The 10,595-nt window shown below is 60.5% G+C and carries 10 protein-coding genes; 6 read left to right on the forward strand and 4 right to left on the reverse strand.

Annotated features, from left to right (window positions below):
- Positions 1 to 82: 82 nt before the first annotated feature.
- From AC07VY_RS18400 to AC07VY_RS18425, 6 genes are all read left to right on the forward strand, one after another.
- Positions 83 to 1,072, forward strand: a complete 990-nt coding sequence (locus tag AC07VY_RS18400) for a dialkylresorcinol condensing enzyme (protein WP_495098718.1) — start codon at positions 83 to 85, stop codon at positions 1,070 to 1,072.
- Entirely contained in the window at positions 1,062 to 2,195 is a 1,134-nt protein-coding gene (locus tag AC07VY_RS18405; protein ID WP_495098719.1) for a beta-ketoacyl-ACP synthase III, read from the forward strand. The genes AC07VY_RS18400 and AC07VY_RS18405 overlap by 11 nt, the downstream gene beginning before the upstream one ends.
- Positions 2,195 to 2,590 (forward strand): DarG family dialkylresorcinol biosynthesis protein, encoded by a 396-nt coding sequence (locus AC07VY_RS18410; protein ID WP_495098720.1) that lies wholly within the window; start codon positions 2,195 to 2,197, stop codon positions 2,588 to 2,590. Before AC07VY_RS18405 ends, AC07VY_RS18410 begins: the two co-directional genes overlap by 1 nt.
- Positions 2,587 to 3,588 (forward strand): BtrH-related acyltransferase DarH, encoded by a 1,002-nt coding sequence (gene darH, locus AC07VY_RS18415; protein WP_495098721.1) that lies wholly within the window; start codon positions 2,587 to 2,589, stop codon positions 3,586 to 3,588. Before AC07VY_RS18410 ends, darH begins: the two co-directional genes overlap by 4 nt.
- On the forward strand, positions 3,588 to 4,508 hold the full coding sequence (locus tag AC07VY_RS18420; protein ID WP_495098722.1) for an ABC transporter ATP-binding protein: 921 nt from the start codon (positions 3,588 to 3,590) through the stop codon (positions 4,506 to 4,508). Before darH ends, AC07VY_RS18420 begins: the two co-directional genes overlap by 1 nt.
- Positions 4,509 to 4,594: 86 nt before the next feature.
- Positions 4,595 to 5,752, forward strand: a complete 1,158-nt coding sequence (locus AC07VY_RS18425; protein ID WP_495098723.1) for an ABC transporter permease — start codon at positions 4,595 to 4,597, stop codon at positions 5,750 to 5,752.
- Positions 5,753 to 5,888: 136 nt separating this feature from the next.
- Here AC07VY_RS18425 and AC07VY_RS18430 read toward each other — a convergent pair whose 3' ends face one another.
- Genes AC07VY_RS18430 through AC07VY_RS18445 form a run of 4 tightly spaced genes read right to left on the reverse strand, consistent with a single transcriptional unit; the run spans position 5,889 to position 10,412 of the window.
- On the reverse strand, positions 5,889 to 6,818 hold the full coding sequence (locus tag AC07VY_RS18430) for an ABC transporter permease (protein WP_495098724.1): 930 nt from the start codon (positions 6,816 to 6,818) through the stop codon (positions 5,889 to 5,891).
- Positions 6,819 to 6,874: 56 nt separating this feature from the next.
- A complete protein-coding gene (locus AC07VY_RS18435) occupies positions 6,875 to 8,386 on the reverse strand; it encodes a sugar ABC transporter ATP-binding protein (protein ID WP_495098725.1) in 1,512 nt (503 codons plus the stop codon).
- Complete coding sequence (locus AC07VY_RS18440; RefSeq protein ID WP_495098726.1) at positions 8,383 to 9,366, reverse strand: ABC transporter permease; 984 nt, start codon at positions 9,364 to 9,366, stop codon at positions 8,383 to 8,385. The genes AC07VY_RS18435 and AC07VY_RS18440 overlap by 4 nt, the downstream gene beginning before the upstream one ends.
- Positions 9,336 to 10,412 (reverse strand): sugar ABC transporter substrate-binding protein, encoded by a 1,077-nt coding sequence (locus tag AC07VY_RS18445; protein ID WP_495098727.1) that lies wholly within the window; start codon positions 10,410 to 10,412, stop codon positions 9,336 to 9,338. Before AC07VY_RS18445 ends, AC07VY_RS18440 begins: the two co-directional genes overlap by 31 nt.
- Positions 10,413 to 10,595 lie beyond the last annotated feature (183 nt).

Raw genomic sequence — 10,595 nt, forward strand, 5'->3', positions numbered from 1 at the left:
TGCCCAAGGGAGCAAAGGGGGCAAATGATAAAATTTGTGCCATTTTTCAATCTCCATCAACCAGAGATGACATAACCGTTGCATGGCGCCATTGAACACAATCGAATCCCTCTTCCATGCCCCGGTCAAGCGCATCCTGGTGCTGTCCTACTCGCAGACCGGGCAGCTCGCCGAGATTACACAGCGTATCGTCGAACCACTGCAACAGGACAGCAGCATCGCCGTCCATATCGAGACCCTGCATCCGATTGCGCCTTATCCTTTTCCGTGGAGTTTTTTCAGCTTCTTCGATGCCTTTCCCGAAACCGCCCACATGGTCGCGCCAGCCTTGCTGCCGATGTCCCTGAGTGGAGATGAGGATTTCGATCTGGTGATTCTGCCGTACCAAGTCTGGTTTCTCGCGCCATCATTGCCGGTCACCGCTTTCCTTAAACACCCGCTGGCCAAGAAACTGCTGGCAGGCAAGCCGGTGGTCACCGTCATTGCCTGCCGCAATATGTGGCTGCTGGCGCAGAGCAAGATGAAGGGGCTGCTGGAAGCCTGTGGTGCGCGTTTGCTTGACAACGTCGCGCTAGTCGATCCCAGCCCCACCATGACCACCTTGTTCACCACACCATTGTGGCTTTTCAGTGGCAAGCGCGACTTCCTGCCGGGGCTGCCGGCAGCAGGTGTGGATGCCGACAGCATCAAGGCGACAAGCCGCTTTGGTTTCGCGCTGCGCGACGCTTTGAAAAACGATCACGAGCGCGGCACTGCGCCCCTTCTCACCGGCTTGAAAGCGGTGGATGCCGATCCGCATCTGCTGTTCAGCGAGAAGGCTGGAACGCGTAGCTTCTACCTATGGGGCAAGTTGCTGCGCGCCGTGGGTGAACCCGGGCAGTTGCGTCGTCGTCCCTTCCTTGTTTTGTATGTCGTTTTTTTGGTCTCCTTGATTTTGACCGTTGTGCCTCTGAGCTTGCTGATACAGACTCTCCTGCGGCCTTTCTTGCTACGGCGCTTCGCCGTGCTCAAGCAAACGTTTGACGCGCCGTCGGGTTCCGGTAATGAGAGGATGTCTGTGTATGAGCAATGAGGTTTTTCTGACGCGTACGTCGGCTTACCTGCCACTGGAGCCCGTGGCCAACGACGACATGGAAGCGGTGCTTGGCATGATCGGTGGACGTGCCTCACGGGCTCGGCGCATCGTGTTGCGCAACAACGGTATCCAGAGTCGCCACTATGCGCTTGACCGTGTTACGGGCGAGCCGGTGATGTCAAACGCTGAGTTAGCCGCCAGAGCGGTGCGGGCCCTGGGCGATGTGGGCGCCGTAGACTGCCTGGCGGCCTCCACCTCGCGTCCCGATCAATTGATGCCGGCGCATGGTGTGATGGTGCACGGTGCCTTGGGCTGGCCACGGCTGGAAGTGGTGTCGTTGGCCGGTATCTGCCTGGCCGGTGGGGCGGCTTTTAAGTACGCCTGGCTGGCGGTGCGTGCGGGTGATGCGCAGCGTGCCGTGGCGGTGGCCTCCGAGATGGCGTCACTTGCTTTGCGTGCCCGCAACTTCGATGCCGAAGCTGAGCACAAAGTCCATGCGTTGGAAGAGCGACCCGAGATCGCCTTCGAGAAAGACTTCTTGCGCTGGATGTTGTCCGACGGCGCGGGCGCCGTGCTGCTGGAGAACAAGCCAAGCGGGCCGCTCAGCTTGAAAGTGTTGTGGGTGGAGTTGTCCTCCGCCGCGCATGAACTTCCCGCCTGCATGTATTCCGGCGCAGAGAAGAACGACGATGACTCCCTGACCGGATGGCAGCTGTTTTCGAACCAGGAATTGGCGACACGTTCCGTGTTCACGGTGAAGCAGGATGTGAAGCTGCTCAACGAACATGTGGTGCGCGCCACGCTCACCGAACCGCTGCGCGAGCTGGTGAAGAAGCACGGGCTGGCCGACCGGCCCATCGACTGGTTCCTGCCGCACTACTCTTCTCTATATTTCGCCGAGCCGCTGGCCGCGGGGGTGGCCGAAGCCGGCTTGAACATTCCCGCCGAGAATTGGTTCACCAACCTGGCCGAAAAGGGCAACACCGGCTCTGCGTCAGCCTTCATCATGCTCGATGAGCTGTTCCGTTCCGGACGTATCCAGAAGGGCCAGACCATCTTGATGTTTATCCCGGAAAGCGGCCGATTCTCTAGTGGCTTCATCTTTATGGAGGCTGTCTGATGGACGTGAATGACGTGCCGCAAGAAGGCAACCGTACGCTGGGCAGCCATCGCAAGGCGCTGTATGCCAAAGATGCCTCGGGAAAAATGGTGATTGTTCCCTCGCGCGGCTCGGAGGTGGACGAAACCGTGACCCTGCAGGCTGTCCACAGAATGACCGCACTGGCCGACGACGCCAAACAGCGTGTGCTGGCGGGTCATAGTTCACCGCTGGAGTACTGGATGTGCGCGCGACGCATGGATGTGCCGCTGCTGTCGCAAATCAGCGGCCTCTGGCAATGGCGTATTCGCCGACACTTCAACCCACAACGTTTCAAGCGGCTATCGCCCAGCGTGTTGGCCCGTTACGCCGAAGCGCTTGGTCTGAGCGTCGCACAGTTACAGGTATTGCCATGAGCACCATCAGTACCATCGCCAAGAATTTCCAGCATCGGCATGCTGCGCATTGCGAGAGCGGCGCCGCCGCGAACCTGATGACGCACCACGGCGTGAAGCTCTCTGAAGCCATGGCTTTCGGCTTGTCTTCGGCCTTGTCATTCGCCTACCTGCCCTTTGTCAAGCTCACCGGTTTTCCGCTCATTGCGTACCGCATGCCGCCCAAGTTCATCCTCAAGGGCATGCGCAAACCGTTTCAGGCGCATTTCAATTTCGAAACCTTCAGTACCCCCGACGCGGGTATGCGCAGACTCGATGCCTTGCTGGCGCAGGGCAAGGTGGTCGGCTTGCAAACCTCGGTGTTCTGGCTGCCGTATTTTCCTGAAGACATGCGCTTTCACTTCAACGCGCACAACTTGCTGGTGTATGGCAAAGAGGGCGACGACTATTTGATCAGCGATCCGGTAGCGGATCTGCCGCAACGCTGTGCCAGCGCTGACCTGCAGCGCGCCCGTTTTGCCAAAGGTGCGCTTGCGCCCAAGGGCATGCTGTATTGCCTGGAGCGTATCGGCCGCACCGAAGTCAGCGCGCAAGCGGTCAAGAGCGCGATCAAGAAAACGGTGCGCATCATGTTAGGCCCGATTCCCATCATCGGCGTGCGCGGCATGCGTATGCTGGCGAACAAGGTCGCCCGGCTTGACACCTCGGAGCACAGCCTCAACTACGTCGGCAACATCGTGCGCATGCAGGAAGAAATCGGCACCGGTGGTGCGGGTTTCCGTTTTATCTATGCCGCCTTTTTGCAGGAAGCGGCCCAGATCACCGGCCTTGCCGAGCTTGCAGGCTTGTCGGAACGCCTGAACGAAATCGGCGATGGCTGGCGTGAATTCGCCCTGAAGGCGGCGCGCATGATCAAAGGCCGCGAGATCTTCGAGCCGAAGCGGCTGGCCGAGATGTTGCGTACCCAGGCCGAGCACGAGACCGAATTCTTCCGGACCTTGAAGCGCGCAGTGGCTTGATGCTCGCCATCCGCAAGCTGAGCTTTCGTTATCCCACCGCGGACGTGGCTGCGCTGGAGGATGTGTCGTTCGAGGCCCGGCGCGGTGAAGTGCTGGGCTTGCTGGGCCCCAATGGCGCCGGCAAGACCACGCTGATTGCGCATCTCACCGGGCTGCTACCAATCCAGCAAGGCGACATCACCCTCGATCAACAACCCTTGGGCGCGGAGCGCGCCCGCCAGCCGACACGCATCGCCGTGGCGCCGCAGGAATACGCTTTTTATCCCAGCTTGAGCGTGGCTGAGAATCTGGCTTGTTTCGCCAGCGCCGGCAGTTTGTCGGGGGGCGCAAAAAAATTGCGCATCGCTGAGTGCTTGGCGTTCGCCCAGTTGGAGCGCTACGCCACCGTGCGCGCGGATCGCTTGTCTGGCGGTCTCAAGCGGCGGCTCAATCTGGCCATTGCCTTGCTGCACCGTCCCGAATTGCTGCTGTTCGACGAGCCCACCGTCGGTGTCGATCCGCAATCGCGGGCCTTTCTGCTCGAAGCGATCAAGCAGCTGGCGCAGGATGGCTGCGCGGTGATTTATACCTCGCACTACATGGAAGAGGTGGAGGCCATTGCTGATCGCGTCGTCATCCTCGACCAGGGGCGGGTGCTGAGGCAAGGTGTCTTGAGCGAACTGCTCGCCACCGGTGCCACGCAATTGCAGCTGGCGGTGGAAGGTGATGCACTTGAACACTTGCAAACCCTGTTGTCTGCATTTGGTGACGTCAGCCCCCAGGGTGCGGGCATGCAGCTCACGCTGGCTTCGCGACGCGATTTCGCCGCGGTGATTGCGGCTCTGGATGCCGCTGGCCTGGTGGTAAGCCATGCACGTTTTGGGCATGCCGATCTGGAGCAACTGTTCATGTCGCTGACCCACCATTCTTTGCGGGACTAGGATGAAACCCTCATGCTCATCGCTTCGCGTATCGCTGCCCCCCAAGGGGGCGGGTCAGCACCTACGGGCGGCCGGGCGGTACTGACATGCTGCTGGCCTTGATGAAAAAGGAATTGCTGGCCTTGTCGCGCGACATCCACGGTATGGGGGCGCTGTTCATCATGCCGATGGTGTTCATCATCGTCATGTCGATGGCGCTGAAGGACGTCTACACCCCGTCCACCAAGAGCCTGACCTATGCCGTCGTGAACCAGGACCAGGGTAAAACCGCCACCCAACTGGTTGAACGCTGGGCCAAGGACGCCGGTGCCGCGCAGCCTTTACCCGAGAAATGGCAAGACGAAGTGCACTCCGGCCGCCTGAAATATGTGCTGCTGATCGAAGCGGGTTTCTCCAAGGTGATGGACGACCTCGGTAGCCAAGGCGAAGCCAAGGTGCGCCTGCTTGCTGAGCCGGGTCTGGACAACAGCGTGTTTGAAACCAGGCGCATGAACCTGCTCGCCATCGCCGCGCAACTGCGAGTGGAAGGTCTGGTAGCTAGACTGCCCCGCAAACTGAATGTGAATGCCTCTGCTCTGACCGGCGATGCACCGGTGGCGGCCGAGCGCATGGCGCAGGGGCCACGTCCGACCGCGGTGCAGCAGAACGTGCCGGCCTGGCTGGTGTTCGGCATGTTTTTTGTGGTCGCCTCCATCGCCGGCTTGTTCGTGGAAGAGCGTGCCTGCGGCGCACTGGCGCGCTTGCGTAGCCTGGGGGCCCGGCCGTGGCAGTTGATCGTGAGCAAGATTTGCCCCTATTTGGCGGTCAACGGTGTGCAGGCGGCGCTGATGCTGGCGGTCGGCGTCTGGCTCATGCCCTGGATCGGCGGCGAAGGCCTGTCGCTGCAGGGCGTTCATTGGGGGGCGTTGCTGCTGATGCTGCTGGCCATCAGTCTGGCGGCTGTCAGCCTAGCGCTGGCCGTGGCCTGCCTGGTCAGTACCCATGCGCAAGCGGCCACCCTGGGCCCTATTCTCAATGTGCTGATGGCGGCTTTGGGCGGCGTGATGGTGCCGCTGTTTGTCATGCCGCCTGTCATGCAAAAAATTGCGGCCTACTCTCCCATGAACTGGGGTCTGGAAGGCCTGCTCAATGTGCTGTTGCGCAGCGGCGATGTTGCCAGCGTGCTGCCCCAGGCCGGGCGGCTGGCTGGTTTTGCCGTGCTGATGTTGATGATCGCCTTTGGCCTGTTCAGACGTCGAGTCTGACGCAGAAATCCTGTCCACTCCAAAAAATGGATAAACCCGTTTATTTTTAACGGCTTTTTCCTTTTGTGTCACGCAACAGGTGCCCCATTTCTTGGGAAAACAGCCTTGAAACGTGCTTCACATCTTGTGATCTCAGCTACTTCACTACAAAAATGGTCGAGCGATCGGCGCTGAGTGCCACGGCCGCGACGGCCAACACGCCGTAGACGATCGGCTCATATGCGGGATCGATGCCGATGGCAGCGATACCGATCCGCAAGACTGTGACTGTCAGCACGCCGACCAAGGTGCGAGCGAAGCCACCCACTCCGCCGGTCATGGCCGTACCGCCGATCAGCACCGCGGTGATACTGGGCAACAGCAGGCTGTCAACGATCGACGGGTTGCCGCTATAGGTGCGTGCCGCCATCGCCATGCCCGCCAGCCCAGAAAACAGTCCACTTACCGCGAAGGCCAGGATCTTCACCCGTCCGACACGAAGGCCGGAGAGTACGGCGACCTTCGGGTTCAAGCCGATCGCATAGACCATACGCCCAAGTGGCATCCAGTGCATTAATGCGGCCAGTACGCCAAGCGCCGCTGCCGCGAACGCGAATGCATGGGGGACACCAAAGCTGCTGCCTTCAAGCCAGCCGATGGCGAAGTAACCGGCGCTGATCGGAATGGTGCTATGGGCGATCGCCAGTGCAATACCTGACCACAGGCCGAGTCCGGCAAGCGTAACGATGACCGAGGGCAGTTGCGCGCGCGCGTGGAGAACGCCTTGTACGGCTCCGACCAGGGTACTGAGGGTCAGTGCGCCCACCACTGCGCCGGCGCCCATTGTCGGCAGCGCGAGTGCGATCAACACCGACACTAACGCAGCCAGTGCGGCCATCGACAGATCGATCCCGCCAAGCAGGAGCACCAGGGTCTGGCCAGTGGCCAGCAGCAGGATCACGCTGGACTCACCCGCCAGCAGGCTGAAGTTGTCAAGGGAGAGAAAAGAAGGCTCCACAGCCCCCATGGTGGCCAAAAGCGCGAGCAGAACACTCAGCGGCAGGAACGGCCCGATGGCGCGTCGCATACCGCCTTTGGCTCGTTGAACAGCAATCCATCTTGCATCCATAGTGTGAACAGGCCCTAGACCATGCACTCCAGTATCTGAAGTTCGGATGGCTTCGTTTCGCCTTCCGGGAAATGACCAGAAACAACACCGTCCTTCATCACGATGATGCGGTCGCTGAGCGCCGTCAACTCGTCGTAGGTGTCGGCAATCAGCAAGATGCCGATCCCGCTTTGTGCCAGTTCGCGGATCAGGCGCGTGATGTCCATCTTGGCGCCCACATCAAGACCGCGCAATGGATGGTCAAGGATCAGAATTTTGGGGCTGCCTGCAACCAGCCATTTGGCGAGCACGATTTTTTGCTGGTTGCCGCCACTGAGATGCTGTGCCTGGGTTTGAGCCGCACCGGGGACGATGCGCAATTGCGCGATCCAGCCCTCCACCAGGGCTTTTTCGCGGGCACGGTCGAGGAACAGACCACGGCACAGCCCGTCGAGATGGGCCAGCGTCATGTTCTCTTGGATGCTCAGACCGGCGACGATGCCCTCGGCGTCGCGGTCGGCCGGTACATAACCGATGCCGAGCCGTACCGCATCGGCAGGCTCGCCAAGTTGAACCGGCTGTCCATCGAGCAAGATCTCGCCGCTATCGGGTTGTTCGATGCCGAATAGTGCACGGCATAGGCTCTCGCGCCCGGATCCCGCCACGCCGGCAATGCCGAGTATTTCTCCGCCCGAAAGATCGAAACTGATGCCGCGGTAACTGTTGCCGCAGCAGAGCGCACGTACGCTCAGGCGGGACTCCGTTTGACGTGCGGGCCGGGCCTGCGCGGGGCAGGATACACCGAGCTCGCGGCCAAGCATCTGCTGCTGCAGGTCGGCGATGCTGAAGTCCTTTCGATCTCGTTGCGCCACGCAGCGACCATCACTCAGTACGTAGATGCGGTCACAGACGCGCAAGGCTTCATCGAGCCGGTGGGTGACAAACAACACTGAGGAACGTTCACGCAGGTTTTCGATCTGCGCCAGGACGGCCTCGATGTGCAAGGCGTCCAGCATCGACGTCGGTTCATCGAGCAAGATAACCGGCTCGTTCTGCACGCGTTCCTCGATCGCCAGAACTTTCGCCAACTCGACTATTTGCCGTTCGGCGAAAGACAAGCTGCCGGTTCGTGCCGACGGCGATATGTTGGAGCCGAGTTTGCGGAGTTGCATGGCAGCCAGCGCGCGCAGCGCCTTCCAATCATAGAAGCCGCAGCGTAGCGCAGCGCCTTCATGGCCCAGCAGGATGTTTTCCGCGACGCTCAGGTTGGGCAACAGAGACAGTTCCTGGAATACCATGCCGATGCCCACATTGGCTGCGTCGGCAATCCCTTTCAGCCCAAGCACCTTGTCGCGCAACACGATGCGCCCGGAGTCGGGTTGGCATAGGCCGCACAGTGTTTTGAGCAGCGTCGACTTGCCGGCTCCGTTAGCGCCGACAAGGCCAACCACTTCGCGTGCGCGGATTTCGATGGAGACGTCATCAAGCGCACGGGTGCCACCGAAGCTCTTGCTCATCCGCTCGACGCGCAGCACCGTTTGCCTCATCGGACGATCCGCAGCCGGCTACGCAGGCTCCATGTCGCGGTAAGGGACGCTGACAGAATAATCGTTCCTTCGACAGCCTTTTGAAGGTCGGGGGTGACGCCGATGAAGATCATTCCGTTCGCAAGTACGGCCAGTATCAGTGTGCCTAACGCCGACTGCAGCACGCCGCCGCGACCGCCGCTCAGCGAAGTTCCGCCGATCACCACGGCGGTGATCGTGGCCAACATCTGCCCAAGGCCGATATCGACATGCCCGAGGCCGATCCGTGTCGACCCCAGCACGCCTGCCAGCCCAGCCAGCAGCCCGGAAACGGCAAATGCCGCCACCTTGTAGCGATCGACCGGGAGACCAGAAAGGCGTGCCTGATCTTCACCACCGCCGATCGCCAGGCTATAGCGGCCAAAGCGCGTGTAATTTTGCAGCACATAACCCAATGCAAGCACTAGGCAGGCGACCAGCGCCAGGTTCGATACCGCCCAAGTCCTGCCGAGGCCGAATGCGCGCAGCGACTGGTCCTGGATCAGCGGCGGCTGGCCGCCGGACACCAGCATCGCCAAGCCCAGGGCGACCGACCAGGCCCCGAGCGTGGCAATGAAGGAAGGCACGCGCAGTCGCGTGACCAGCAGTCCATTCAAAAAGCCGATCGCCAGGCCCGGAAGCAACGCCAGCACGACGCCAAGCCAGCCAAGATCGAGACCGCTGCGGCTGTTGAGGATCAGCATTGCGACCGTCAATGAGCAAGCCGCCATGACACCTTCGATCGACAAGTCGATGGATCCCTGCAATACCACGAATGTCATTCCGACGGCCAGGATCAATGGAATGGCCGAGCGGTCTGCAATCACCTGGAGATTTTCCACCGAAGCGAAGCGCGGTTCGACCAAGCCAAAGCCGAGGCACAGGGCGATCAGCGCAAGGCCGGGGCCCCAGAGCTGCCAATTGGCGAACCTCAAAATGCCTTGCCGGTATTGCGGCTCCATAGATTGGCGCAGTCCCATTCCGGTACATAGGCCGACGCTTGCGGGTCGCCACGAAACTGCCCTGCATTGTCCTTGGTGATGACCTGCAGCTTCAGATAGAACTCACGCCGCTCATTCGGCCAGGCGTTCGGCAGCGGCACTTGTCCGGTGAGCACGCACACCCCCATCGCCAAGCCGATGCTGCCTTGGTAGTAGGCGTCGCTGGATACCGTGGCGTTCATCTCGCCTTTGATGATGGCGTCGATCGCCTCCGGAATGCCATCGACACCGACCACCGGAATCTTGCCGGCCAGGCCTGCCGCGCGTAAGGCTTCCAGTGCGCCCAAGGCCATGTCATCATTGGCCGCCCACACAGCCTTGATCTGGGAGCCGTATTTCGCCAGCCAGGTCTGCATGACCGGAAAGGCAGCGGTACGGTCCCAATTGGCGGTCTGCTGGTCCAGAAGCTGGATACCCGGTTGGTCTTTCAGCACCTGCTGCAAGCCGGCAAAGCGCTTGCGCGCGGGATCGGTATCAAGCCGCCCTTGCAGGGCCACGATGCCGCCCTTGCCTCCAATTGCATCGACCAGGATTTTCGAAATCGCCACACCGGCATCGAGACTGTTGACCGCCACATGCGCTATCCATTGCGGATTGCCATCAAACGGATGTAGGCCCTCGCCATGTGCCCAGTGGGTGACGACCCAGGCGCCGGACCGATTGGCTGTGTCGACCATCGGCTTGATGACCGGGTCGGAATTCGGCTCGACATTGAAGATCGTGCATTTGGGATTGGTGCTCAGCAAGCCCCGCATCAACGATACCTGTTTGTCAGAATCGCCCTGGTTGAGTTGCAGCACGTAGCGCTGTTCGAGCCCCGCCCAGCGGGCAAACAGGCGGCCGCCTTTGTCCAGGTTGGCATGATAGGGTTGAGCGATCTCTCGCATCGAATTGACCAGCCGGATCTGCGATTTTTCGCAAAGTGGCGCCGCCACGGCAATTTGTGCGTTAAGCGCAGGCAGCACGCATATCGCCAACGTTGAAATTATCCTTATGCCGTGCTTCATATTATTTGTTCTCGTCTATGTGTCGATTCGAAGGCAAGATCGTCGTTGCTTACGTTCGATGTTGCGGATTGCCCGCCGATGCGTTAATCCAGACGTCCAATTCTTGGGAGACATCCATGATTGCGACACCGAGCTGAAACTGACATACTAGCTTCGTCAAATACGCTCTTGAAGGCGCATTTT

This window comes from Rhodoferax sp. GW821-FHT02C08 (genome assembly GCF_059421805.1).

Bases quoted from the DNA above. Each gene is read 5' to 3' on its own strand.
- AC07VY_RS18440 (WP_495098726.1), bottom strand. From the start codon at position 9,366: ATGGAGCCGCAATACCGGCAAGGCATTTTGAGGTTCGCCAATTGGCAG.
- AC07VY_RS18410 (WP_495098720.1), top strand. From the start codon at position 2,195: ATGGACGTGAATGACGTGCCGCAAGAAGGCAACCGTACGCTGGGCAGC.
- AC07VY_RS18430 (WP_495098724.1), bottom strand. From the start codon at position 6,818: ATGCGACGCGCCATCGGGCCGTTCCTGCCGCTGAGTGTTCTGCTCGCG.
- AC07VY_RS18420 (WP_495098722.1), top strand. From the start codon at position 3,588: ATGCTCGCCATCCGCAAGCTGAGCTTTCGTTATCCCACCGCGGACGTG.
- AC07VY_RS18425 (WP_495098723.1), top strand. From the start codon at position 4,595: ATGCTGCTGGCCTTGATGAAAAAGGAATTGCTGGCCTTGTCGCGCGAC.
- AC07VY_RS18405 (WP_495098719.1), top strand. From the start codon at position 1,062: ATGAGCAATGAGGTTTTTCTGACGCGTACGTCGGCTTACCTGCCACTG.
- AC07VY_RS18435 (WP_495098725.1), bottom strand. From the start codon at position 8,386: ATGAGGCAAACGGTGCTGCGCGTCGAGCGGATGAGCAAGAGCTTCGGT.
- darH (WP_495098721.1), top strand. From the start codon at position 2,587: ATGAGCACCATCAGTACCATCGCCAAGAATTTCCAGCATCGGCATGCT.
- AC07VY_RS18445 (WP_495098727.1), bottom strand. From the start codon at position 10,412: ATGAAGCACGGCATAAGGATAATTTCAACGTTGGCGATATGCGTGCTG.
- AC07VY_RS18400 (WP_495098718.1), top strand. From the start codon at position 83: ATGGCGCCATTGAACACAATCGAATCCCTCTTCCATGCCCCGGTCAAG.